Genomic DNA, 26,937 nt, shown 5'->3' on the forward strand with positions numbered 1-26,937 from the left:
ATAACTTTAAATTTTAAAAACATTTAATTTTAAATCTATAAAACCTAATTTATGTAATCTTATTCTTCTGTTCCTTCACCTGCATATCCATAGTCTTCAGAGTACTCTTCATCTACGCTTCTGCCAGCCTCTTTAACAGCATCATAATTCTTATATCCGTTATATGCATTTATGTACATTTGTTTTAGTTCACTCATTAATGGATATCTTGGATTTGCTCCAGTACATTGATCATCAAATGCCTGCTCTACCATTTCGTCTAAAGTTGCATAGAATTTATCCTCTGAAACTCCAGCTTCCTTAATTGATTTTGGCATTCCAACAGCTTCATTTAATTCATCTATAGCCTTAAGTAAGCTTTCTACTTTTTCATCATCAGTTTCTCCTTGAAGACCTAAGTATCCAGCAACTCTTGCATATCTCCACTTAGCATTTGGATATTTATATTGTGGGAACGCTGCTTGCTTTCTTGGAGCATCCGTTGCATTGAACTTAATAACTTCTTTAATTAAAAGTGCATTTGCCATACCATGAGGTATATGGTGGAATGCTCCTAATTTATGAGCCATTGAGTGACAAATTCCTAAGAATGCATTTGCAAAGGCCATACCTGCCATAGATGCAGCATGAGCCATCTTTTCTCTAGCTTTAACATTCTCTGCACCATTTGCATAGGAGATTGGTAAATATTTAAATACTAATCTAATAGATTCAAGTGCTAATCCATTTGTAAATTCAGATGCAAGAACTGATACATAAGCTTCTAGCGCATGAACTAATACATCTACACCTGAAGCTGCTGTTAATCCTTTTGGCATACTCATCATAAGTGCAGTATCAATTATAGCCATATTAGGTGTTAATTCATAATCTGCTAATGGATATTTAATTCCTGTCTTTTCATCAGTTATAACTGCAAAAGGAGTTACTTCTGATCCTGTTCCTGCTGATGTTGGTATTGATACCATCATTGCTTTATTACCTAGCTCTGGGAACTTAAATACTCTCTTTCTTATATCCATAAATCTCATTGCAAGCTCATCAAATTTAACATCTGGATGCTCATACATTACCCACATAATCTTAGCTGCATCCATTGGTGATCCGCCACCAACTGCAATTATTACATCTGGATTAAATGAAAGCATTTGCTGTGCACCCATCTTAGCTGCTGCAAGTGTTGGATCTGGTTCTACATCTGTAAACATCTTAAATTCAATACCGCAGTCTTCTAAAACTTCCACGATCTTATCAGTATATCCAAGTTCAAATAATACCTTATCAGTTACTATAAATGCTTTTTTCTTTCCCATATCACATAGTTCTTTAAGTGCTATAGGCAGACAACCATATTTAAAGTAAGTTTTCTCAGGAACTCTAAACCATAACATATTTTCTCTCCTCTCAGCTACACTTTTAATATTTAATAAGTGCTTAGGACCAACATTTTCAGAAACTGAGTTTCCTCCCCATGATCCACAACCAAGAGTAAGAGATGGTGCTAACTTAAAGTTAAATATATCCCCAATTGCTCCTTGAGAAGAAGGCATATTTACTAAAGTTCTTGCAGTCTTCATAGTCGTACCAAACTTATCCATTCTATCTTTTGATTTTATTTGATCTGTATAAAGAACTGATGTATGGCCAAAGCCTCCAAGTTCTATAAGTCTTGAAGCTTTCTTTAATGCTTCATCAAAATTATTTGCTCTATACATTCCTAATATAGGTGATAATTTTTCATGGGAGAATGGTTCTTCAAGTTCTACTGATTCAACTTCTCCAACTAAAACCTTAGCATCTTCAGGTACTTTAACTCCAGCCATCTTTGCAATATTATATGCAGATTGACCAACTATTGCAGCGTTAAGTCCTCCCTTTTCATTCAAGATAACCTTTCTTACCTTCTCGCATTCTCTATCATTTAAAAGATATGCTCCTCTATCCATAAGTTCTGCACGAACTTCATCATATACTTCATCAATAGCAATAATACTTTGCTCTGATGCGCATATAACTCCATTATCAAAAGTTTTGGATAATAAAATTGAATTAACAGCCATCTTAATATGTGCTGTCTCATCAATGATTGCTGGAGTATTTCCTGCTCCAACTCCAATAGCTGGCTTACCTGATGAATAAGCAGCCTTAACCATTGCAGGTCCTCCAGTTGCAAGGATTATATCAGCTTCATGCATAACCTTTTGAGAAAGCTCAACTGATGGTTCATCAATCCATCCAATAATATTAGAAGGTGCCCCTGCTTTAACCGCTGCATCTAATATTATCTTAGCAGCTTCAATTGTTGCATTCTTAGCCCTTGGATGAGGTGATATTATTATGGCATTTCTTGTTTTAAGAGATATCAAAGCTTTAAATATAGCTGTTGATGTAGGATTTGTAGTTGGTACAATTGCAGCAACAACCCCTATTGGCTCTGCAACTTTTGTAACACCAAAAGTATTATCTTTATCTATTATTCCACAAGTTTTCATATCTTTATATTGATTATAAATATATTCAGCTGCAAAATGATTCTTAATAACTTTATCTTCAACTATTCCCATTCCACTTTCTTCAACAGCTATTTTTGCAAGCTTTATTCTTGCATTATTAGCCGCCATTGCAGCAGCTCTAAATATGTCATCTACTTGCTCTTGGGTATATGTTGCATATTCCTTTTGAGCTAATCTAATCTCTTCCATCTTTTTAGATAGTTCTTCTGAGTTAGTAACCTTCATAATAAATTCCTCCTAAGTATTTTTAAACTAAATATTCTTAAAGGTATTTTCTATACCAAAATATAAGCCATTACGTACTTTAGTAGTTTTAGAATTATTATGACGATTTATTCATTTTACTTTTTATTATATTTAATTTTTTATCACTCTATTAATTATATAAACTTTAAACTTTATGGTATCAGTAGTTTAATACTTTTTTAAACCATTTAAGATAATTCAAATCATTAAGTGCTTCCTTAAATCCTTCAAGATATCATCAATCACTTAATCTTTCATTAAGCTATTTAAGATAATATGAATAATTTAATTCCTTCTCTGAACCTTTAAAATATCATTAATCATTTAGTACTTCTTTAAACTCTTCAAGAACCTTTCTAACAAGATTACTATCTAACTGCTTATACCACTCTAAATATCCTGACTGTTGAAGTGCTGCAAATATATGCTTGCTAAGTTCCATCCATATTTCAGGAATATAGACCCATACTATATCTTCATATCTACAACTTAATAAGAAATGTTCAACTCCCCAAAATACATAATCTTCAATGTCAAGAGCCTCATTGAAGTGTTTATAATCACTAACTACTTGCTCTGTTAATTTGTACTCATATATATCAACATAAAAATAATCAAATTTTTCACCCTTAACTTTATAAGCATCTTCATTAATTATTTTTATCTTTTCATTTTCACCAAAATTATTTTTATAAAGTTCTATTATATCTTTTTCAAATTCATAAACAACTACTTCAGAAACTTTATCACTTTTAGCCATTTCTTGTGCCACATAGCCAAGTCCAAGTCCAACGATTCCAACTCTTCCATGTGCTTGCTTTATAATTCCATATGAGCTTTCTATTTCTCTAGGACTAAGCTTCATCCAAAATTTATCATTTCCTATAAGTTCTAAAATGTCTATATCTATTTCATCATCATGTTCATAAAGGTATCCTTGAATCTTTCCTTTTATTCCATTTGTCCTTATTATTTCATGATTATTTACTCTTCCTTCATGAATCTTTTCATTATATTCTTTTATTTTTTCTAATACAAAATTTCTGTCATATGGTTTCACTAAAAACCATCCTTTCTACATTTATATAGTACCTTACTTATAATAAATTCGCTCTAAAGTCTAGTATACCTTTATTTTTTTTATTGTACACAAATATTTTTAATTCTGACTGGTTTACTTTGAATTAAATTGTGTTATAATATCATTAAGACTATTTTTAATTTTAAAATAAGGACAGGTGAAGAAAATGAAAAATATGACAATAAGCGAAGATGCTTACAAAGAATTTAAAGAATTTTTAGACGAAAACAAAGTTGAAAATTATAATATAAGAATTAACTTAGGTGGAATGGCTTGTAGCGGTCCAGTATTTAACATAACTGTTGATGAAGCAACTGATGACGATATAGTAGAAGTAGTTAACGACATAAACTTCGTTATAGAAAAAAGATTAATCGAAGAATTCGGTGGATTTATCTTACTTTCAGCTGAAGAAAATAACGGAAACGGCTTAAGCTTAAAACCAGTTATCGCTCCAGAAGGTGGATGCGGTTCATGTGGCGGCGGATGTCACTAATTATAAGTAATTATATTAATTACTAAAAAAGCGTAGTATTTATACTATGCTTTTTTTATTTAATTTATTCCATTTGTAAAATCTTATTTTCTTATACTTTTAATTTATTTTCTTCTAGAAGCATATAAAATAATTTAGAATAAGCCTTCTTAAAAAAATATATAAAAAGTTATAATAATCCTCTAAGCCTTGCGAAATGCTAGAGTCGCTACCTCCTTAAAAAGATATATAGACTTTAATAACCTCAAAAAAATAAGAGCTTTATAATAGTTTAAACTATTATAAAGCTCTTATTAATATTAATAAATTACTTTAGATACGCTAACATCTCTTGTAAAATCATAATCTATATATTCACTACTTGTTCTATTAATCTTATTTAAAACATCTATCCAATATTTCTTTTTAACAACTACCTTTTCTTTTTCTTTACCATCTATACCATTTAAGGTTGTTTCATTAAATTCTAAAAATATATCATTCATTTTAGTGGATAAGTCTTTCATAACAATAAAATCTCTTAGGTCTTTTTCTTTAAGAAGAAGCTCATTTTTTTCAGTATTCATTATATTTATCAATGTATTGCTTAAATAACTCTCAATTCTAGAATATACTTCATTTTCTATTATTGAACTAGTGTCTATGTTCTTCTTAAACAAACTATTGCTGTCATTTTCACTATAAAATTTATAATCATCCCATAGCTCTATTATATAATCTGAAATATCACTGTAGTTTGTATACAGTGTTAATAATTCCTCATTACTAATTTTATTTACTTCTACAGCCTTATTTACTATCTCAAGAGTTTTATCATTCTTGACTTTAATACTCTCTATATTTTTATATGAATTAACCCCGACCCTATGTTTGTATTCTATATTATCAATATAAACAAAAATGTTTATTAAAAAACTTATTAACAAAATTACTATGAGTATGATTGAATGATTCTTATATTTTTTCCCTTTCTGCATACTTATTCTCCCCCTTACATTAACAATTTTAACATAAAGGTTACAATTATACTACAAATAGAGTGTTTTTTGATTGATTGTTAATTTTAGAAAGTTTTTATTTATATTTTGTAAATTTAAGTTAAATTTTCACCCTAATATTTTCCAATAATTGAATTATTAAGATATACTATCCTTTCCACTAATGATTGAAACTATTTTATATACCTTCTTTTAATTGAATATATATTTTATCTATGCCATTCATGACCAACTTCCCTCATCATTTCAATGGCTGCTGATCCACCTTCGCCAACTTTCTTTTTAACCTTTATATGCTTTATAACTCCAAATTTTTCTTTTAAAGAAAGTTCACCTTCTCCAGTTAATACCCATATAACATTTTTACAAGTAGGCTTTACTGTAAGTTCCTCTTCACCCACACCATCTGTAAAATAAATTAAAACTCTATCAGAAAGTCTATTATCTTTTATATATTCAAATACTGGCGAGAATTTAGTTGCTCCATTTTTGCTACTTCTCTCCTTTATATCTCTAGGCGTTCTAATATCATAAACTCGTCTTATCATATCATCACATTCAATAACTTTTATTTTATCTACTCTACTCCTAGTTATAGCAAGTACCTCAACCATAATCTTACGTACATCATCTTCGCTCATACTAGCACTAATATCAATTGCTACAATTAATTCTGGAATGGTATCTCTTAAAGTACCTCTAAGTTCTACTCTATCTGGCTGTCTTCTATCTCTTCTAACTATTGTCTTCTTATATCCACTCTTTACAGTTGGAAGAATTCTTTTAAGAAACTCTTGCCAATTTATTTCTTCCTTTTCTTTATACTTTGCAACTATATCTAATATATTTTTAGGGGTATCTCCCTTTATAGAGCTAATTGCAGTTTTCTTAGTAAGCTCTTTTACTCTATCTTTATCCATCTCAAGATTTTCCCATACATCATGAGCTGATTCAGTATCGTACTCTCTTTTTATTTTGTCGCTCTCATTCTTTTTCTTTTTATTCTTATTTTTTTCTTCTCGCTTTTTTATTGCTCCATCAATTTCTTTTGCATAATATTCAACAGTCATTTCATCTTTTAAATTTATATTGTATTCCATTTTAACAGAATCAATTCTCTTGCATTCCATTGGAAGATGCTTTATAAATTGATTTATTGAAATATCCATAGCAACACTTACAGCTTCTTTACTATAAGAGTTTTTAAGCTCCCTTTCTCTCTCATAATGATTAAACATTATATGATATATCTCATGCTTAAAAAGAGCTCCCATTTCTCTCTTTGAACTATTAAGAAATAATATTGGATTAAAATACATCTTAAACCCATCAATAGTTGGAATGGTTGCAAGTGGCCATGATATATCAAGCTTTATTTCCCTATCTACTTTAAGCATAAAGTTTCCAAAGAAACCTTCCTCAATTTCTATTTGATCTATTATTATTCCTTCTACTAAATTTAAGAACTCTCTCTTAAACTTAGCTGAGATATCATTTATATCCTGAAAATTTAGAGCTTCTTTTAATAGTAAACTCCTCTTGTCTTCAAATGCTCCCGCCATACCATTCCTCCTAATCTATGGATTTATTTATACCATACTTACATCTAATATTCATATATAGCAAAGAATGCCTCTAAGAATTCATCCTCATCTAGAAGTCCTTCATATACCTTCCTACTTCCTTCACTCTTAATTTCCTTCATAATTCCAAGTCTTAAATCTCTTGGATAATAGTTTAATATTTCTCCAAAGATTGAAAGCTCATTATTGAATTCATCTAATCCATCAAGGTAGAATAAACATGTTTTTGCTAGGATATAAAGTCTTGAATTATTTTCACTTTCAAGTCTCTCTTTTATATGATTTGGAAGTATATCATAGCTAAATACTTCTTCAGCTTTAACCATTGGTTTCTTCTTACTTTTTATAAAGCTTGCAAAATCTGTTGATATACTTACTCCTAAATTTCCTTTGACAGTACTTAAAAATACATCAAAAGAATATCTTTCTTTATTCTTCTTATATATCTTATAAGCTTTAGAAACTCTCTCATAACTTCTTGGTGTTGCTTTTATACTATCATTTGAATGTGGAGTATGAAGGTATTCTGGGAATGTTGATATAAATTCAATTATATCCTCATCTATATTTCCACTCTTACTCATCCCCCATTTAATCCACTCTTTAACATCAACGTCCATTTCAAGCCAAACAAATCTATCCTCTTGAGCTGGATCCATATCAACTACCGCATATTCACTCTCTCTATAATTTTCATATTTATTTGATGGGTTCATAGCAGCAAGTATCTTAACATTATCATGAAGAACAAATCCGTTTATTTCTCTATTTAAAATTAGATTCATAAGCTCTTGTTGTACTGCATGTTCACATCTATTTAATTCATCAATGAAAAGTAATACTGTTCTATCAAGATTAGTACATTCACATACTTGTACTAACTTGTTATGAGTTGCATATTTAGTTCTTCCACACTCAACTGTTGGAAGACCTCCTATTTCCCCCTCTTTTAATAGATTTGCATCAATTGTAATAAGGGTATAATTATTATTCTTAGCAATTTCACGTGCTAAAGCTGTCTTACCTATTCCACTTTCTCCTATAATTAAAGGAACATCATTTCCTTCCATAACTAATTCTGCTGCACTTAAAACTTCTGAATATCTCATTTATAATCCTCCCCTAAAGCTTACAATCTACTAAAAGCTTCTTTGTTTCTTTATCTCCATATTCTTTAATAAAAAATACTTTATCCATATCTAAAATCTCTAAATCTAAAAAGTTTCTCATATATTCTTTAGTCATTTCTTTATCACGTAATTTTTCAATTAATACATCCACTACAAGTTCTGGATCTATACTTTCATAAAGATATTTAACTACATTTATATTATCTTTTATAAAAATTTTCATCTCATCATAGGAGTATCCTTGAATGTAATTTATAGCTTCATCATCTTCCATTATAGAAAGTCTTTGAACCTTTAGTGTTGGATTCTTTATAAACCTTATAGCTCCCCAATAATTTTTAACTGCAGTTTCTTGCACTTCTTCACTTGGATTTTCTATATATTTTATTGCATCATAGTCCTTTAATACTGCTAAAAGTTGCAGTTCTTCACTAGGATCTTTTACATATTGAATTGCCCACCCCTTAGTATTTATAGCTTCTTTTATAACTCTTTCACTTGGATATTTTATATATTTTAATGAATTCCATAATGTTCTAACTGCAAGTATTGCAATTTCTTCATCTAAATTATCTATATACTCTATTGATAATGGATCATTTTTTATTGCAAGTTTTTGAAGCTCAATACTTGGATTCTTCATAAATTTTATAGTCATTCCACTTCTCTTAAGAGCTGCTATTTTCATATCTTCAGTTTGATTTTCTATCTCTCCAATCTTCATTGGATTTTGTTCTATCATTTTAATTATACTTTTTTCATCCATTGTAACACCTCATAACACAATGCTTTTTTACTTACACACTATAATATTTTCTTATTTATTATTTGCTTTATTAGCTTAAATTTATTATTTCTTTAACGAACTGAAATTTATCATAAATAAGCAGATACTCAATATTAAATATCTACTAATAATTATTATTTATAATTATATCATTTCTTACCATTTTGCTCAACATTAGTTTTTGGAAAATCAGTATTTATAATTCATTATTTCTTTTAATTTTAATAAAAAAAATCAGCACAATTTGGAAAACCAAATCTATGCTGATTTTTTTAAAATATATTTTAATCTTTATATTCTAATTTTTACATTTTAATCTTTATACTTATCCACTTCTTTTTTTATTGAGCTAAGTAAATTATTAAGTTCCCAAACATCCCCATTTTCGATTAATTTATTTAAGGACTTTTCATATCTACTTGCTTCTGGGATCTTACCTAAAGATATTAATACTAGAATTTGATTCATTATATCTGAAATAATTGCAGATTTTACTTCAAATAACTTTTGAGCATCTTTTATTTCATCTTTAATTTCTAGCATTTCTTCATCAAGCTGAAAAGCTGCATCTGCTGCACTTTTTAGTTTTTGCTTAAGTTCAACTGGTATTTGTTGCTTATATTTATAATTTAGTGAATGTTCTATTGTTGCCCAGAAATTCATAGCTAAAGTTCTTATTTGAAACTCTGCTAGTATATCTAAAGGACCATCAACCATATTTATAGTATACTTAATAATCATATGGTAACTTCTATATCCACTAGATTTTACTCCTCTAACGTAGTCCTTCTCATATAAGACTTGCATATCTTGTCTTTCTCTCAGCAGCTCGACTACTCTATCTATATCATCAACAAACTGACACATGACCCTTATGCCAGCTATATCTTCCATTTCAAATCTTATTCTGTCTACAGGAATTCCAAATTTATTAGCTTTCTCTAAAATACTTGATACTTCCTTGACTCTTCCAGTAACGAACTCAATTGGAGAATATTCTTTTCTCTTTCTGTACTCTTTTCTTATACTTCTTAGCTTAACTTTTAATTCATCTACTGCCTGTTCATAGGGCATTAAAAAACTCTTCCAATCATTAATCGCCATAAATAACCCACCTATTCCTATTACTACATTTTATTATACCAAAAACTTTTCCGTATGTAATGTCTTTATAAATATTCATCCTCAATGAAATTCATCAAAAATATTTCATTTTATGCTATTAAATTATAGCTAGTTTCTATAAATATTTAACTCAATTAATGATACATATAAATTTAATTTTTATAATATCTATTTGTGTTTTTCTTTGGTATTAATAAATAAAATATGGGGGAAACATTTTTAAATTTATTTATTACTTTAAATCAATTAAAAAAACGTCTCACCCCTTTTATATTTTAAAGATAAGAGAATCTATTATTCCTTTATAAGTTTTGGATCAAAGTCTAAAAAGTCCGCTGCTGTCATTATATATTCAACGCCTTCAAATTCACCTTCTAATACTCTATTTAAACAATTCCCATGAAGATGACCATAAATTACTTTTTCAACACCATATTCTGTACAAATTTCAGTAAATTGTGATGGCATAAACTTTTCATTAGTTGGAGGGTAATGTAGCATTACAATAAACTTAGTAAATCCTTTTTTCTTTGCTTCATCTAAAGAAAGTCTAAGTCTTATCCCCTCTCTTGAATATATTTTTTCATCGTGAGAAGTGAATCTATCAGTACCAGGACATATCCATCCTCTTGTACCACAGATTGCATATTCTCCATATTCATAAAAATTATTTTGAAGGAACTTTGTCTTTTCAAACATACTGTTTAATTTGCTAATACTTCCCCACCAATAATCATGATTTCCCTTTGATATTATCTTTTTTCCTGGAAGGCTTTCAATCCAGTTAAGATCAGCTTCACTTTCACCTGATTTCATCGCCCAAGAAATATCCCCTGCAATTAATACAGTATCATCTTCATTTATCTTAGATAACCAATTTTCTTTTATCTTTTCATCATGTTTGCTCCAGTGCTCTCCAAATATATCCATTGGCTTATCCCCACTTAAAGCTAAATGCAAATCTGATATAGCATATAACGCCATTATTTAATCACCTTTCTATTTATGTATACATATTCTAAACTCTGCTTTATTATATCATCATATCCTTAATGATTTCCAATAACTTTAGCAAATATTATCATATATACTATTTCTCATTTCATCTATTATGTTTTATTAATTTATGGTACAATTATTCACTGATAGGAGTGATTAATATGGCAAGAAAAACATCAACTCCAGCATACTTAAAAATAGCAATTGATATTGCTTCAAGAATAGTAAATGGTGGATTTACTGAGGGTGAGAAACTTTCTGGTCGTTCTACACTTGTAAGTATATACAACGTTTCTCCTGAGACAATACGTCGCTCAATTGCTTTATTAAAAGATATGGATGTTGTAATTGTAGAAGAAAAGAGCGGAATAAGAATTGCCAGCAAAGACAATGCTAGTGAATTTTTAAAAAAATTCAAGACTAAAAGTGAGTTTACAAATATCAAAGAGCAAATTTATACTTTGTTAGATGAGAAGAAAACTCTAGAGAAAAGTCTAGAAAGTAACATTGAAAATCTTATTGAATTTGCTACTCAACTTAGAAATGTAGGTCTTATTGTTCCCTATGAGAGTATAGTTCAACCTAATAGCTTAATGATTGGGAAAAGCTTAGGTGAGTTAAACTTTTGGCATAATACTGGAGCTACTATAGTTGGAATTAAAAGAAACGATCAATTATACCTTTCTCCAGGCCCATACTTTACTATAAATGAACACGATATAATAGTTTATGTAGGTGAAAATGATGTTGTAAACAACGTCAAAAATTACATAACTTCAATAGAATAAATTAAAAAACAAATAATTTTATAAGATATTTTAAAGCCCCCTAATTAATAAACAAATTAGAGGGCTTTTATTTAACTAATAATAATTTACTAAATTAAATGATTCTATAAATCATTAAGCTTTTAGACTATATCATTCAGTGATTAAACTATAAATTATTCAACTATTAATTTGTAGAACTTCTTCTTTCCTCTTTTAACTAAAGCTGATCCATCTACAAAGTCACTTTCTTCTAATGGTCTCATAAAGTCAGTAACTTTTTCATCATTTATTGCAACTCCACCTTGCTTCATTAATCTCTTACCTTCAGCCTTTGATGGGAATATATTAACTTCAACTAATGCATCTAATAAGCTTCCACCTATCATTTCCTTCTTGATTACTTCAGTTGGAACATTAGTCATATCATTTCCACCTGCAAAAAGTGCTTCTGAAGCTTCTTCAGCCTTCTTAGCTTCTTCTTCTCCGTGAACTAAGCTAGTTACTTCAAATGCAAGTACTTTCTTAGCTTCATTTATTTCTGCACCTTCAAGACTTGAAAGTTTGTTTATTTCATCCATTGGTAAGAATGTTAATAGCTTTAAGCATTTTTCTACATCAGCATCTGCAACATTTCTCCAGTATTGATAGAAATCAAATGGTGAAACTTTTTCAGGATCAAGCCATAAAGCTCCTCCAACAGTTTTACCCATCTTTTCACCTTGGCTGTTAGTTAAAAGTGAACAAGTCATTGCAAATACGCTTTCTTGTGATTTCTTTCTAACTAAATCAACACCAGCAATCATGTTTGACCATTGATCGTCTCCACCAAGCTCCATTTTACAGTTATATTTATTGTTTAATACATAGAAGTCATATCCTTGCATTAACATGTAGTTAAATTCTAAGAATGAAAGTCCATTCTCAGTTGCAAGTCTCTTCTTGAAACATTCAGCTGAAAGCATCTTATTAACTGTGAAGTGTGCTCCAACTTCTCTTAAGAAATCAATGTAATTTAAGTCTAATAACCAATCTCCATTGTTTACAATAAGTGCTTTATCATCTGTAAAATCAATAAATCTTTCCATTTGCTTCTTTATTGAATCAACATTATGCTGTATTTGCTCTTTAGTAAGCATCTTTCTCATATCAGTTTTTCCACTTGGATCTCCAACCATTGCAGTTCCGCCACCAAGTAATGCTATTGGTCTATGTCCTGCTCTTTGCATATGAGCCATAAACATCATAGCGATAAAGTGTCCAACATGTAAGCTATCTGCTGTTGGATCGAATCCTATGTAAAAAGTTATCTTTTCTTTTTCTAATAACTCTCTAGTTTCTTTTTCGTGTGTAAATTGTTTTATGTATCCACGTTCTAATAATTGATCTAATACATTAGCCATTTTATTATCCTCCAAGCCTTTAATTGTTTCCTACTTTTACATATAAATAGTATATATTCTATATGTTATTTTTGCAATAAAAACAACCTTTATTCATTACTTCATCATCATTCATTGCTTTTTTATGTTTAATACGTTAATTTTTACCTTATGAAATTAAATCACCCAAAATTACAAGATACTATAAGCTTTTAACTAATGTAATAAAAGCCTATAGTATCTCTAATTCCAGATAGTAATTGATATTTTACCATTAATATATGATTATCTTGATTTATATCCCATGCTAATATACTCAAGTGTATTTCTAATTCAAATTCTTTAATACAAAGTAATTGTTTTCAGAATTAACTATTTCAAAATTAAACAAACCTACGCAACGTGAGCTCTTATAAACTCTGGTATATCCTCTTGGAATTCATAATTTATATTTATGAATATATTAATATTGAATCTGGCTGAAAGTGATCTTAATCTTTTAAACAAACTAGAAGTTTCCTGAATTGAACATGAAACAATCCCAAGTAAACCATCAATATAAATATTCTCTACATCGTAATTTTCTGCAATAAGACCACAAAGCATTCCATAAAAACTATCGCAATCATTTACTCCAAATTCTTCTGTGGATATAAACCTTATCTTTCTATCTACCTGCCTCATGTATCTTGAATCATCGTCTATATATACTGAATCTCCTCTAACTTTATCTAAATGAGTATTTGCAAGTTCAATTAGTTTCTTTGTCTTTCCTGAACCTCTCCTGTTACAAAATACTTGAATCATTAGGACCACCCCTTATTTATAGTTATATTACATTATATTCATCATTTTAAATTTAATCCTAATTTTAATAAAAGTTTTATCATTTTATAGATAAATATTTTAAAAAGTTCCAGGCAGTATAACTTTAAATGAGTTTTGAGATTTAGAATTAATGAATCTTACTCTATTTTTGCCTTCGAAGGCACTCTTAATTCTTGATAAACCATTCCCATCATTTAAAAATCTCTTTTGCTTATCTAAACTTATTAATTTCTCATATATCCACATGTTTCTTTTGCTACAAGATAACTTATTAAAATCAACTGTCTTATCTATAAAATCACCAGGACTTGTAATTGCTACACTTTTATCAGTAATAACTACCTCTATAATCTTATTAATTTCTGTATACTCTCTATACAAAATAGCATTTTTTATAGCTTCTACAATAGTACATGATGGATAGTTACTTGGCATAATACTATTTATTTCTTTTTCTGCTTTATCTACCATTGTAAGTAGGCTGCCTTGTACTACTCTAATATCAGAGCCCTCACACTTATTGTTGCCCTTATTTCTTTTACTTTGATTTTTTGATTTATTAACTATCTTTATCATATTATTTGGAATGCATAAATTATTAACCTCTGAAAACACAAGTAATCCACCATAAGTGCATCTATACCCATTTAATCTATCAACAAAATTAATTATGCCTGCACTTTGAAGTAAAAACTCTCTATTCTCTTTATTAAGTTCTATTCCTTTTTGCCTAAAATATAACTTTAGTAAATTATCATCTAGCATATTAATATTGCTTCTTATAACACTTGTGGTCTCAACTGTTAGCTCCATATTATCTTCAAAGGCTGCAATAAGTTCACTTCTTCTCATAACATCTGTTATTGAACCTCTTCTTGTATAAAATATTCCATGTTCTTTAATTTGATATGGCCTCTGCTGACTATCACATATTGTAAGTATAGCAACAGTCTTGCTATCTACCTTAAGAAAATCAACAATAATAGGAATAGGTGGATCACATCTTGATGATACAATCTGTTGGACTTTCTCTTCTGTAAACATGTCATCTTCTTTTATTCCCTCTATTATCTTACTTTTATCCCTTACTCCAACAACAATATATCCTCTTCCCCCATTAGAATTCGCAATTGCACATATATCCTTTGCAAATTCCCTTTTACCACTGTCAGTCACTAAGTCTAGTTTTAACTTAAAATCTAATTTTTGCCCTTCTTCTCTTTTAATTAAGGAGTTTAACTTTTTTCTATCCACAATTTTTCTTCCCTTTCTCCAAATTAAATACTTGTCCTGTTGATTATCTAGTTAAAAAGTTTTAAACCTCTCTATCTTATATTATATTTCTATTAGCTAACTCTATTACTAAAGTTTTATAGATATAATTATATTTTACAATAAAAAATAAGTGACATTATAGACTAATTTACCTATAGTCTATAATGTCACTTTATAAGTTATCTAAATCTATCTAACAATAGCATATTTTTTTAATTAAATAAGGCTACTTTCTACTCTATCTCCACTTTGAATATTTATTTCTACATCTAAATTTAAATCAATTTTTGATAATACATCCTCTATAGTTTTCTGTGGATATTTAATTTCTAATAGTCTTTCAACTTGCAAAATATCTATATCTTTATCAGCAAAGCTATAAAAAAATTGTTCAAGATAATCTTTTGCATTCTGTTCAGCTTTAGCTTTCAAAGTATCTACTGACTCCTTAGAAACAACAAATCTTCCTTGTGCCTCAGCAATTACCGCCTTTACTTTTATCTTTTTATTAAGTATAACTTTATCATTTTTATATTCAACACTTGTCTTTGTCTTACTATTTAGTATCTCTAGTGTTACGAATCCTTCATTCATTTGAGGATTTGATATTTCTAATGTTCCTGTTTTTATTTTATCCATTAAAAAATTGTAACTCATTCCATCTGTAACATCTATTTTTTCAATCATTTTATTATCTCTCATAAGTACTCCACCAGATAACTCAACTCTTTGGTCTACAACATCTTTTCTAATTTCTAATCCACTCATTACTGCATAGTTATTTCCTACTTCTGATTCTACTATATAGTCATTTATGTTACTTATTATACTCCTTGGATTTTTTTTGTTTTTATGAACTAAATCATTTAAAAACAACCCTATATATTCCTCATCATTTTGACTAATATCAATTAAATTTTTAATATCTCCAAAGTATACAAATGCATATGGTTTTACTTGGAATTCCTGATCGTTATTTATTAAATTCAAAAATTTATTTATACCTTGCTTTGCAGCAGCTTCAGTAAATATTAATGCTCTATTTTGAGTAAAGTTAATTTTATAACTTGAAGCCATATTTACATCTCTTATAGCTTCAAGTGCTGTCTTACCAACACCTTTATATATCACTCTCTTACCATTATCTGAACTTTCACTTGTATTTCTATATGGTCTCATAGAATCTAAATACAATATAACATTTCCTGTATCATCAATATCAAAAATTGCACTTGTTACAAATGTTATTTGATTTATTTCATTATAATTAAAGCATCCAGATAATATAGTAGGTGTAATAAGAATTATTAATATTAGACTAAATATTCTTTTTCCATTCTTTTTCATATTCCTTTCCCTCCCCAATTATCTTCTTAGATATTCTACTAAGTCTTCCCCTGTATAATACGTCCTTAAATTTAAATGTATCCATACTTCCAATTGGAAATAGATAAGAATATCCTGTTGATTTTAAATCTGCAAGTGTTGTCAAAAATATAAGGAAGGTAATAAATATGGCTGGAAGCCCATAAAATCCTGCTATTATTACAAATATAACAGACCAAATTGATAAAGCACCATAAAGCTTTGGTATCAAGAAATAACTTAATGTACTAAGTGCTACAACTATTATGGTTATTCTAGATGCAATACCTGCACCAACTGCTGCATCACCTAAAATAAGAGCAGCAACAATACTCATAGCTCCTCCAATTGGCTGTGGAAGTCTAAGTCCGGCTTCTTTAATTATCTGAAATGCAAAAATCATAACTAAGACTTCTAGTACTGTTGAGAGCGGAACTCCAGCTCTTGAAACTGCCAATCTAAATAGAAATAAAGATGGTATAAGAGAAGCATGATGGGTTAAAACTGCAACATAGATACCTGGTATAAAAGTAGCAAAAACAAATGCCATCCATCTTATTATTCTCGTAAAATTAGTAAAAGTCTTATTTAAATAATAATCATCTGGAGCCTGGAAATTCTCTATAAAGAAATATGGTGCTGTTATTACAAATGGAGTACCATCAACTAATACAGCTACTCTTCCTTCCATCATCTTAGAAGCCACTTCATCTGGTTTTTCTGTGTATCCAATAGTATCAAATACAGAATCTGTTTCTCTAAGTTGGCTCTCTACATAATTAGTATCTAGAATAAAATCCATATCCATATCTTTAACAACAGTTTTTATGTAATTTATTAAATTATCTGGCGCAACTCCCTTTATATACGCTACACATACAACAGTTTGGCTTTTATCACCTACATATATAGGTTCAAACTTAAGATCTGGATTTTTTATTCTTCTTCTAATAAGTGCTATGTTATCAACAAATAATTCATTAAAACCTTCTCTTGGCCCCTTTACTACTGACTCAGTAAGAGGGACTCCAACACCTCTTCTTACATAACCTTTAACTTCGCAGTAAATCATTTCTTCATAGCCTTCAACAAATATAACAACATCTCCTGAAACTATATGAAGCATTGCATCATCTATACTTGTTTTGTTCTCTACAAAGTCTGCAATATTAATTTCTAATACATTAGTAATTAAATCTTCAAGGCTTTGACATCTTACCTTTTTACTCCTAATTGGACTTACAATGTAGTCACTAAGAAATTGTGTACTACAAAGATTATCAATAAAGACTAATGTCGTCTTACCTAAAGGTCCATTAATCTCTCTATACTTGACATCAAAGCTATCTTTAAATCTTTCTTTAATTATTTCTAAATTATTTTTCATCTACATCACCTAAAAATATTATTCCTCCAGAAATGTTTAATATTCATTATTTTGCTAATACTATACTTGAATGTTGTAACTTAGAGTTTTAGAGGTGATTTAATGAATAAACTATCAAGCAAACATTATTTATTTTTTATATGTGTTGTTTCATTTATAAGTTTAAGAAGTTATTCTTCCATTTTTATTAGTATGGGGGGTGCTGATACATGGCTTGCTGGAATTATTGCAGGAATTATTTACTTAGCTTATTTATACTTCATTATATATGTATGTAAAAAGACAAATACTTTTGATATTAAGGTAATATTTAAAGGAGCATATCCTGAAAAGATTGGTAATATATTTATATTTATTTTTGCACTTACACTATTTTTAACATCAATTGAATCTGCTGCAGCTCAAAGTGATTCAATACATTCTAATATATTTATTGAAACACCAATTTGGTATAGTTTACTATTCTTCATAATACCTGCTGCTTATTTAATTACAAGAAGACTTGAAACATTATTAATTGTAATAACGGTTACCATTGTACTTGTATTCTCAACTATGTTTATTGTTGAGCTATTTACCTTCTCATATCAACATTACACTTATCTTTTACCTATAATGGGTCTTGGAATAAATAAAGAGTTTATTCTGTGTATACTACTTATACTTGGTGCTTTTTGTTCGACAGCAGTTACTTTTCCCTTCTTAAAATACGTAGATAAAAAGGAAAAGCTAAGTAAATTTACCCTTATAGCTGGATTAATTATTGTATTTATTTCAGTATCAAGTGTTATATCTGCTGTTACAACCTTTGGACCTTTAAGAGCTAGTAATATATATTATCCTGAATTTTTAAGAACTCAGCGCATAGAGATTCAAAGGTTTATAGAATTTGGTGATTTATTATTTATATCAAAGACAACTTGTTTATGGTTTCTTAAATATGTTCTTTGTGCTGTTGCTATACTTTATCTTTATAAAGATAAGTTCTCAAACAAAAGGGTATATGCCATTGTTTATTCAATAATTGCCTATATATGTGCATTTTTTGTTACAAAAAACCACTATGCCTTCTTTGACTTTTTAAGATATTATCAATTAGTTGCTTTATTACTACTTGGTATAATGCCATTTATAACATTTTGTATTTACTATTATAGATGGAATAAACATTTAAAGGTTCAAGCTGCTGGAAATGGGAATACTCCTTCAAATAATCAATGTGTTCCTAATAATCAAGGTAATGCGATTAATCAAGGAAGCCTAAACAATCATGGCAATTCCAATAATCAGGGCAACCCGATTAATCAAGGAAACCTGAATAATCAAGGTGCACCAAACAATCAAGGTAACCCAAATAATCAAAGTGGAATAAACACTCAAAACAATTATGATAATCAAAATTACTTTAATAATAATAATAATGGATCAAATACTCCAAACAATTTTAACAATGGAAATTATCCTAATGCGCAAAGTATTTTAAATAACCAAGATAATTTTAACAACGGAAATTCTCTTAATAATCAAAGTAAATTAAATAATCATAATAACCAAAATGGAGCTAATAATTGTGATAATCAAGATGAATCCAATGGTTGCTATGTATTTGGTAATTATACTGATTCACAAAGTAACAATCAAAATAATAATCAAAATAGCAGTGAAAGTAATAATCAAAGTAATAGTGAACAAGATTCTAAAGAATCTCACCTTAGCGGTAACTTTTTCTTCCCATCAGGCACACAGTCAAAGGAATAGAAAAAATTATCATTGAAAACTGTTGTAAAGCTCACTATCTACTAGTAAAAGCTATTTCAAAGTTTACTATCAATTATTTAGTTTTAATTATTAATATTCCCCAAAATGCTTAGGTTTTATTATTTTACCTAAGCATTTTTTATCTGCTACAAAGTACCATATATATATCTAAATAATGTAAGCAAACTGCTTATTTACATAATACATACAAATTGACATTACTAGGCAAGACCAATTATAATTTATATTATGACTTTAGTTTAAATTAAGGAGTGAAGCACTATGGAAAATAGCGAAGCTAAAAAAGTCATCTTTAGTGGAATTCAGCCTTCAGGGGACCTTACAATAGGTAACTACCTTGGAGCTATAAAAAATTGGGTGAAACTTCAAGATGAATATAACAGTTATTTCTGCGTTGTAGATTTACATGCAATAACAGTTCCTCAAAAACCTGCAGATTTAAGAAGAAGAACATTAGAACTTCTTTCAATATATTTAGCATGTGGAATTGATCCTGAAAAGAATACTCTTTTCATTCAATCTCATGTACCAGCTCATTCAGAAGGAGCATGGCTTTTAACTTGTAATTCATATATTGGAGAACTTTCAAGAATGACTCAATATAAGGATAAATCAAAGAAAGCTGGAGATTCAGTAGGAGCAGGATTATTTACATATCCTGTACTTATGGCAGCTGATATATTATTATATCAAACTGATTTAGTTCCTGTTGGTAAAGACCAAATCCAACATTTAGAGCTTGCAAGAGATATAGCTGCAAGATTTAATAATACTTACAGCCCTACATTCAAAATACCTGAAGGATATGTTCCTAAAACTGGTGCTAAGATAATGAATTTACAAGAGCCAACTAAGAAGATGTCAAAATCAGATGACAACTTAAATTCATTTATCTTAATCATGGATCCACCAGATGTCATAAGAAAGAAAGTTTCAAGAGCTGTAACTGATAGCCTTGGAATTGTTAACTATACAGATGATCAACCTGGTGTTAAAAACCTTTTAAACATTTTATCTGCAATAACAGAAAAGAGTCCTGAAACTTTAGTAAAAGAATATGAAGGCAAAGGATATGCAGAGCTTAAAGCAGATGTTGGAGAAGCTCTTGTAAATGAACTTGCTCCAATTCAAGCAAAGGTTAATGAACTTCTTAAAGATAAGAAAGCTTTAGAAGCTATTTATAAAGAAGGTGCTTCAAAAGCATCATATGTTGCAAATAAAACTCTTAGAAAAATGCAAAAGAAAATTGGATTCATTCCAAGATAATTTTTTAATATAACTAAGATAAAAAAGGAGAATTACTAAATTTAGATTAGCTCTAATTTAAGTAACTCTCCTTTATTTTATATATTAAATTTAAAGTATTAACCAATTATATAAATATAGTTTATTATCCATATAAACATAATTCTATTCAAGGTATAAACCAACTCTTATTAAAGCTATATAAACTACGCTTATTAACTATATAAGTCTCTATTGGTTTTATAAATCTTTTTTATTAAATATATAGATATACTCTCTATTGATTATAAATCTACTTCTATTAACTTATTTACACTATATTATTAATCATATAAGTGACAAGCAACAAAGTGATCTTTTTCTACTTCCTTCAATTTAGGTTGTTCCTTTGAGCAAATATCCTTTGCATACTTACATCTACTTGCAAATCTACATCCTGGTTTAGGATTTATAGGGCTGCTTACTTCACCTTCTAATACTATTCTATCATCTCTTTTTTCATTGCTATATTCAGGTAATGGTATAGATGACATAAGAGCTTTAGTATATGGATGTAATGGATGTTCATACACCTTATTACTTTCAGATATCTCCATAAGATTTCCTAGATACATAACTCCAACTCTATCTGATATATGTCTTACCATTGATAAATCATGAGCAATAAAAAGATATGTTAACCCCATTCTTCTTTGTAAATCAATTAATAAATTTACAACCTGTGCTTGAATTGAAACATCAAGAGCTGAAATTGGCTCATCACATACAATAAATTTAGGCTCTACTGCAAGTGCTCTTGCTATTCCTATACGTTGTCTTTGTCCACCTGAGAACTCATGGGCAAATCTTGATGCATGCTCTTTATTAAGACCAACAAGTTCTAATAACTCATATATCTTTTTTGTTCTCTCTTCTCCAGTGTATAGCTTATGTATATCTATACCTTCTGCTATAATATCACCAACTGTCATACGAGGATCTAATGAAGCATATGGATCTTGGAAAATCATTTGACATGTTTTAGAGTTAGCTCTTTTTTCCTTGTTACTAAACTTAGTAATATCTTTTCCGTCTAATATTACTTCTCCACCTGTTACATCATAAAGGCCCATTACAGTTCTTCCACAAGTTGTTTTTCCACATCCTGATTCACCAACTAAACCTAATGTTTCTCCCTTATTTATAGTAAAGCTAACTCCATCTACTGCCTTTAATGTCTTACCTTTTCCTACATTAAAATATTTTTTTAAATCTTTAACTTCTAAAAGTACTTCTTTACTCATTAGCTTACACCCCCCTCTTTAAAGGTGATTCTACCTTTGGTGCATTTTCATGCATAAGCCAGCAGTTTACCTTATGAGAATCTGTGATTATTGTTTCTTCTGGAATCTCTTCTTTACATATTTCCATTGCATACTCACATCTTGCTGCAAATGGGCATCCTACTGGTGGATTTAATAAATCTGGTGGAGTTCCACTTATTGAATATAATTCTCCCTTATGTTCAGTATCTAAAGTTGGCATAGACTTTAATAATGCCCAAGTATATGGATGTTTTGAATCAGTAAATATCTCTTCAACTGTCCCTCTTTCAACTATTATTCCAGCATACATTACTTGTATCTTGTCTGAGAATTCTGCAACAACTCCTAAATCATGAGTTATAAGAATTACAGATGTTCCAAGCTTTTCTTTTAAATCATTCATAAGATTCATGATTTGTGCCTGAATAGTTACATCTAAAGCAGTTGTAGGCTCATCTGCTATTAATACCTTAGGATTACAAGCAAGTGCCATAGCAATCATCATTCTTTGTCTCATACCACCTGAAAATTCAAATGGATATTGGTTTATTCTGCTTTCAGCATTAGGAATATTAACTAATTTTAATAATCTAATTGCCTCTTCCTCTGCATCTTTTTTATTCATACCTCTGTGTATTTTAAGAACTTCCATTATTTGCTTTCCAAGCTTCATTGTTGGATTTAGAGAAGTCATAGGATCTTGGAAGATCATACTAATATCTTTTCCTCTAATTTTTTGCATTTCTTTTTCATTTAAAGATAATATATCTTTTCCGTTAAACATAATTTTTGACTCTTTATCTATCTCTGCTGGTGGTGTAGGCAATAATCTCATTAAAGATTTTGCTGTTATGCTTTTACCACAACCTGATTCTCCAACTACAGCTAAAGTCTCTCCCTGTGCTAAGTCAAAGCTTACTCCCCTTACAGCTTTAACTTCTCCAGCATAAGTATGAAATGATACCTTTAAGTCCTTTACCTCAAGTATTTTTTCCATAATATCTTTCCCCTCCTTACAAACTGCTACTACTTTCTTAATTTTGGATCTAATGCATCTCTTAATCCGTCACCTAATAAGTTAAATGCTAACATTGTTATAGCAATAGCTAATGATGGGAATATAAGCTGACTTGGGTAAAATTGCATTACTTGTTGTCCAGCTGAAGCCATAGCACCCCAGCTTGTTTGTGGTGGTTGTATTCCAAGTCCTATAAAGCTTAAGAAAGCTTCTGCAAATATATAACTTGGTATATCAAAAGTTATGTATACAATTATGATTCCTAAACTATTTGGAATCATATGCTTCATTATAATTCTAAGAGGACTTGCACCTAATGTTTTTGCTGCCATAACATATTCCGCTTCTTTAAGTTGCATTACTTGTCCACGAACCATTCTAGCAATACCAGTCCAACCAGTTATACATAAAGCTATTAAAAGTGGTAATATACCATTTCCAAGTACAATTGCAATTAATATAACTACTATTAAATATGGAATTCCACTTAAGATTTCCACAATTCTCATCATTACAGCATCTACTTTTCCACCAAAATATCCACTTATACCTCCGTATATGATACCAAGTACACATTCTACTAAAGTACCTACAAAGGCAATTATTAAGGAAACTCTTCCTCCAACCCATAATCTATCAAATAAATCTCTTCCTAAATTATCAGTACCAAACCAATGCTCAGCTGAAGGTCCTTGATTCATTTGTGCTATATTTTGCACTGCATAATTGTCTCCTGCAATCATTGGCTGTATTATACACATTAATACTACAACTATTAAAAGTATCAATGAAGCTAAAGCTACTTTATTAGTCTTAAGTCTTCTCCAAGCATCTTGCCAATATGTTAAATTAGGTCTTGCAATCTGCTCAGATTTATTTTTATCTATTCCTACAATTTTAAATTTATCTCTACTTAATTCTGCCATATAAATCCCTCTACTTCCCCTCTAATTTGATACGTGGATCTATAACACTATATAAAATATCAACAATTAATATTGAAAGTATATATAACGCTGAGAAAAATAATGTTAATCCCATAATAACGTTATAATCTTTAGAATATATAGCATCTACTAAAGCATTTCCAATACCAGGTATTGCAAATATTTTTTCTATAACTACTGTTCCTGTAATTATTGTTGCTATTTGTGGTCCAAGTATTGTTATTATTGGTAATATAGAATTTCTTAAAATATGCTTACAAGTTATAGCTCCTGAAGATAACCCCTTAGCTTTAGCTGTTAGTATATAGTCTTGTCCTAATACATCTAAAACTGATGCCCTCATATATCTTGCATAAGTTGCTATACTACCAAAACTTAGTGCTATAGTAGGTAATATTACAAATTTAAATTGCTCTAAAAATGGTGTTTTACTACTATACCATCCCGCAATAGGTATACCAAAATTCCCACCTAAAATACTTTGTATTAATGTTGCAAGTACAAAACTTGGAATTGCAACTCCAAGTATTGCAATAAACATAACTGCATAATCTACTGGAGTATTTCTTTTAAACCCTGCTATAATTCCAAGTAGCACCCCAATTACTAATCCAAATAATACAGATTGTATTCCGATTCTTGCTGAAGCTGGGAATCCATCTTTAATTATTTCACCAACACTTAATCCCGGTGTTACAAATGAATCTCCTAAATCACCTTTTACAAGATTTTTTAGATACATTGCATATCTTTCACCAACTGGTTTGTCTAATCCATATTTTTGTTCCATATTTTTAAGTACTGATTCTGGTAACTTTTTAGCTTGTGATCTTACTGGATTTCCTGGCATACTATTCATTAAAAAGAATGTAGCAGAAACTATAACAAATAAGGTAATTATCATTAACCCTAATCTTTTCAAAAGATACTTAACCATATATTTTGCCCCCTTTATTACTTTATTCTATATATGCCCATCTTAATTGGTAACTTCCACCAAACTTTGGATATTGCATTCCATGAACATTTTTCTTTTGGTATGAATGTATATCTAAATAATAAGTTGGAGCTATTGCTGGATTATCAGTAACTACAATCTTTTCTATTTCCTTATACATTTCAATTCTTTTATTAGTATCTGTTTCAGTTTGTAAATCTTCTAAAAGTTTGTTTACTTTATCATTATTGAATTTTCCATAATTACTTCCATTCTTTGCCCCGAATAAATCTAAGAATGTCATAGGGTCATTATAGTCAGCACCCCAACCAGCCATTGCTATGTCAAATTCTCCAGCATCTTGCTTTCTTAAAAAATCTGAAAAATCTGCTGGTATTTGAAGTTTTACATTTACTCCAATTTTTTGTTTCCAAGTATTTTGTAAATATTCACCTTGGTTTTTTATACTTGAATCGCCACGTTGAAGTAATAAATCTATTGTATATTTTGATGGATCAGGATCAAGTCCAAGTTCCTTTAACCCTTCTATAAATAATTCTTTAGGATCTTTATTTGCTATTTCTTTTAATGGCTCTTTTACTTCTTTTCTATATTCAACATCTCCAGCTACAATTCCCTCTGGTACCATTCCGTAAGCTGGAACTCCGCTTTTTAATATATCTTTTGTATATTGTTCCCTATCTATAGCAATAGATAGAGCCTGTCTTATTTTTGTATTTTGAAGTAGTTTATTTGGACTTTTCATATTATATTGGTCATAATATACAGTTGGCATAACGCCACTTACTTCGTCCCATTTTCCTTCTGTAACTCCTTTTTGAAGTTCTTTTATGTATTCTCCACCAACTTTAAACATTACATCAAGTTGTCCACTTAAAAACATTTGGTATTGTGTATTTACTTCACCAATTTGATTTAAATTTACTTCATCTAATTTAATATTTTCAGCATTCCAATAATTTGGATTTTTAACTAACTCTATTTTAGATCCTCTTTTCCAGCTAGAAACCATAAAAGGTCCACTAAATACTAGTCCATCTTCTTTACTTCCAAATGCTTCCCCTTGTGCTTCCACAATATCTTTTCTTTGTGGCGCCAAAGCTGGGAAAGCAACTAATTGAGTGAAATATGGAATAGGATTTTCAAGTTCTACAACTAAAGTTTTATCATCTGGTGTTTTAATTCCAACGTCTTCAGCCTTTGCTTTTCCGTTAAAATAATTTTCTCCATTTTTTACACCAAATAAAAAGAAAGAATATCCTGATGCTACATTTGGATCTATTAATCTCATCCAAGCATACTTATAATCTTTTGATGTAAGTTCTTTTCCATCACTCCACTTTAATCCATCTCTTAAGTGAAAAGTATATGTTTTTCCATCTTTACTTTTCTCAAAAGATTTTGCAGCACCTGGTACTGGCTTATCATTGTTATATACTAACAATGTTTCTTGAGTATTTTGTGCTATATTAAAGGATTCCGAATCTGTAGCTTTAACAGAATCCATAGTTTTAACTGCCCCAGTTGTTAAATTTAATACTTTCACTTCTTTAGAGGATGTTTCATTTTTATTTCCGCATCCAGTAAAGGAAGTTAATATTAGTACGCTAATCAAAATTGTGCTTATTGCCTTTTTAGCTTTCATTTTTATGCCCCCTTTTTTATATATTCTATCAAAGATGACATCAATAAATTATATATTTTTTGAAAATTTTTTATTCTAT

At 29.5% G+C, this 26,937-nt stretch carries 22 protein-coding genes; 4 read left to right on the forward strand and 18 right to left on the reverse strand.

The genetic code is table 11. From position 1 onward, the window contains the following. Positions 1 to 59 precede the first annotated feature (59 nt). Both adhE and ACQPUW_RS12195 read right to left on the reverse strand, forming a co-directional pair. Positions 60 to 2,738: a bifunctional acetaldehyde-CoA/alcohol dehydrogenase gene (gene adhE / locus ACQPUW_RS12190; protein ID WP_430837773.1), complete on the reverse strand. Its 2,679-nt coding sequence runs from the start codon at positions 2,736 to 2,738 to the stop codon at positions 60 to 62. A 337-nt stretch (positions 2,739 to 3,075) separates the two neighbouring features. Further along, positions 3,076 to 3,819 carry a hypothetical protein gene (locus tag ACQPUW_RS12195; RefSeq protein WP_430837774.1) on the reverse strand — a complete coding sequence of 248 codons (744 nt, stop codon included), beginning with the start codon at positions 3,817 to 3,819 and terminating at the stop codon, positions 3,076 to 3,078. A gap of 187 nt (positions 3,820 to 4,006) precedes the next feature. Between ACQPUW_RS12195 and ACQPUW_RS12200 the strand changes: the two genes are divergently transcribed. Next, entirely contained in the window at positions 4,007 to 4,336 is a 330-nt protein-coding gene (locus ACQPUW_RS12200; RefSeq protein ID WP_430837775.1) for a HesB-like protein, read from the forward strand. Between the two features lie 299 nt (positions 4,337 to 4,635). On the opposite strand, the gene ACQPUW_RS12205 is transcribed toward ACQPUW_RS12200, so the two are convergent. From ACQPUW_RS12205 to ACQPUW_RS12230, 6 genes are all read right to left on the reverse strand, one after another. After that, positions 4,636 to 5,313 carry a hypothetical protein gene (locus tag ACQPUW_RS12205; protein WP_430837776.1) on the reverse strand — a complete coding sequence of 226 codons (678 nt, stop codon included), beginning with the start codon at positions 5,311 to 5,313 and terminating at the stop codon, positions 4,636 to 4,638. A gap of 230 nt (positions 5,314 to 5,543) precedes the next feature. Continuing rightward, a complete protein-coding gene (locus tag ACQPUW_RS12210; protein ID WP_430837777.1) occupies positions 5,544 to 6,896 on the reverse strand; it encodes a vWA domain-containing protein in 1,353 nt (450 codons plus the stop codon). 44 nt (positions 6,897 to 6,940) lie between these two features. Beyond that, complete coding sequence (locus ACQPUW_RS12215; RefSeq protein ID WP_430837778.1) at positions 6,941 to 8,026, reverse strand: AAA family ATPase; 1,086 nt, start codon at positions 8,024 to 8,026, stop codon at positions 6,941 to 6,943. A 13-nt stretch (positions 8,027 to 8,039) separates the two neighbouring features. Continuing rightward, a complete protein-coding gene (locus ACQPUW_RS12220; RefSeq protein ID WP_430837779.1) occupies positions 8,040 to 8,813 on the reverse strand; it encodes a hypothetical protein in 774 nt (257 codons plus the stop codon). A 333-nt stretch (positions 8,814 to 9,146) separates the two neighbouring features. Further along, on the reverse strand, positions 9,147 to 9,938 hold the full coding sequence (locus ACQPUW_RS12225; RefSeq protein WP_430837780.1) for a GTP pyrophosphokinase: 792 nt from the start codon (positions 9,936 to 9,938) through the stop codon (positions 9,147 to 9,149). Between the two features lie 315 nt (positions 9,939 to 10,253). Next, a complete protein-coding gene (locus ACQPUW_RS12230; RefSeq protein ID WP_204593217.1) occupies positions 10,254 to 10,943 on the reverse strand; it encodes a metallophosphoesterase in 690 nt (229 codons plus the stop codon). Positions 10,944 to 11,119: 176 nt separating this feature from the next. On the opposite strand from ACQPUW_RS12230, the gene ACQPUW_RS12235 reads away from it, so the two are divergent. Further along, positions 11,120 to 11,746, forward strand: a complete 627-nt coding sequence (locus tag ACQPUW_RS12235; RefSeq protein WP_430837781.1) for a TrkA C-terminal domain-containing protein — start codon at positions 11,120 to 11,122, stop codon at positions 11,744 to 11,746. A gap of 155 nt (positions 11,747 to 11,901) precedes the next feature. Here the strand turns inward: ACQPUW_RS12235 and tyrS are convergent, their stop codons facing one another. The 5 genes from tyrS to ACQPUW_RS12260 all read right to left on the reverse strand — a co-directional run bounded on the left by tyrS (position 11,902) and on the right by ACQPUW_RS12260 (position 17,962). Then, on the reverse strand, positions 11,902 to 13,128 hold the full coding sequence (gene tyrS / locus ACQPUW_RS12240) for a tyrosine--tRNA ligase (RefSeq protein WP_430837782.1): 1,227 nt from the start codon (positions 13,126 to 13,128) through the stop codon (positions 11,902 to 11,904). A 372-nt stretch (positions 13,129 to 13,500) separates the two neighbouring features. Further along, the gene (locus ACQPUW_RS12245; protein WP_430837783.1) at positions 13,501 to 13,914 is read right to left on the reverse strand and encodes a hypothetical protein; all 414 of its coding nucleotides are present in this window, start codon (positions 13,912 to 13,914) and stop codon (positions 13,501 to 13,503) included. Positions 13,915 to 14,013: 99 nt separating this feature from the next. Continuing rightward, entirely contained in the window at positions 14,014 to 15,189 is a 1,176-nt protein-coding gene (locus tag ACQPUW_RS12250) for an AlbA family DNA-binding domain-containing protein (protein WP_430837784.1), read from the reverse strand. A 237-nt stretch (positions 15,190 to 15,426) separates the two neighbouring features. Next, positions 15,427 to 16,557: a Ger(x)C family spore germination protein gene (locus ACQPUW_RS12255; protein ID WP_430837785.1), complete on the reverse strand. Its 1,131-nt coding sequence runs from the start codon at positions 16,555 to 16,557 to the stop codon at positions 15,427 to 15,429. Beyond that, positions 16,529 to 17,962, reverse strand: coding sequence for a spore germination protein (locus ACQPUW_RS12260; protein ID WP_430837786.1), 1,434 nt, complete (start codon positions 17,960 to 17,962; stop codon positions 16,529 to 16,531). The genes ACQPUW_RS12255 and ACQPUW_RS12260 overlap by 29 nt, the downstream gene beginning before the upstream one ends. Positions 17,963 to 18,064: 102 nt before the next feature. Here ACQPUW_RS12260 and ACQPUW_RS12265 point away from each other — a divergent pair, with 102 nt between their 5' ends. Next, on the forward strand, positions 18,065 to 19,720 hold the full coding sequence (locus ACQPUW_RS12265; RefSeq protein ID WP_430837787.1) for a GerAB/ArcD/ProY family transporter: 1,656 nt from the start codon (positions 18,065 to 18,067) through the stop codon (positions 19,718 to 19,720). A 282-nt stretch (positions 19,721 to 20,002) separates the two neighbouring features. Continuing rightward, positions 20,003 to 21,007: a tryptophan--tRNA ligase gene (gene trpS, locus ACQPUW_RS12270; RefSeq protein ID WP_430837788.1), complete on the forward strand. Its 1,005-nt coding sequence runs from the start codon at positions 20,003 to 20,005 to the stop codon at positions 21,005 to 21,007. Positions 21,008 to 21,309: 302 nt separating this feature from the next. Here the strand turns inward: trpS and ACQPUW_RS12275 are convergent, their stop codons facing one another. From ACQPUW_RS12275 to ACQPUW_RS12295, 5 genes are read right to left on the reverse strand one after another with little or no spacing between them, the layout of a single operon-like run. Beyond that, complete coding sequence (locus ACQPUW_RS12275; protein ID WP_430837789.1) at positions 21,310 to 22,269, reverse strand: ABC transporter ATP-binding protein; 960 nt, start codon at positions 22,267 to 22,269, stop codon at positions 21,310 to 21,312. Between the two features lie 4 nt (positions 22,270 to 22,273). Beyond that, on the reverse strand, positions 22,274 to 23,287 hold the full coding sequence (locus ACQPUW_RS12280) for an ABC transporter ATP-binding protein (protein ID WP_430837790.1): 1,014 nt from the start codon (positions 23,285 to 23,287) through the stop codon (positions 22,274 to 22,276). Positions 23,288 to 23,316: 29 nt separating this feature from the next. Further along, positions 23,317 to 24,234 carry an ABC transporter permease gene (locus ACQPUW_RS12285; protein ID WP_430837791.1) on the reverse strand — a complete coding sequence of 306 codons (918 nt, stop codon included), beginning with the start codon at positions 24,232 to 24,234 and terminating at the stop codon, positions 23,317 to 23,319. Positions 24,235 to 24,244: 10 nt separating this feature from the next. After that, on the reverse strand, positions 24,245 to 25,192 hold the full coding sequence (locus tag ACQPUW_RS12290) for an ABC transporter permease (RefSeq protein WP_430837792.1): 948 nt from the start codon (positions 25,190 to 25,192) through the stop codon (positions 24,245 to 24,247). A 22-nt stretch (positions 25,193 to 25,214) separates the two neighbouring features. After that, entirely contained in the window at positions 25,215 to 26,858 is a 1,644-nt protein-coding gene (locus ACQPUW_RS12295) for a peptide ABC transporter substrate-binding protein (RefSeq protein WP_430837793.1), read from the reverse strand. Positions 26,859 to 26,937 lie beyond the last annotated feature (79 nt).

This window comes from Clostridium sardiniense (assembly GCF_050584765.1).
In the GTDB taxonomy this organism is placed as follows: domain Bacteria; phylum Bacillota; class Clostridia; order Clostridiales; family Clostridiaceae; genus Clostridium; species Clostridium sardiniense_A.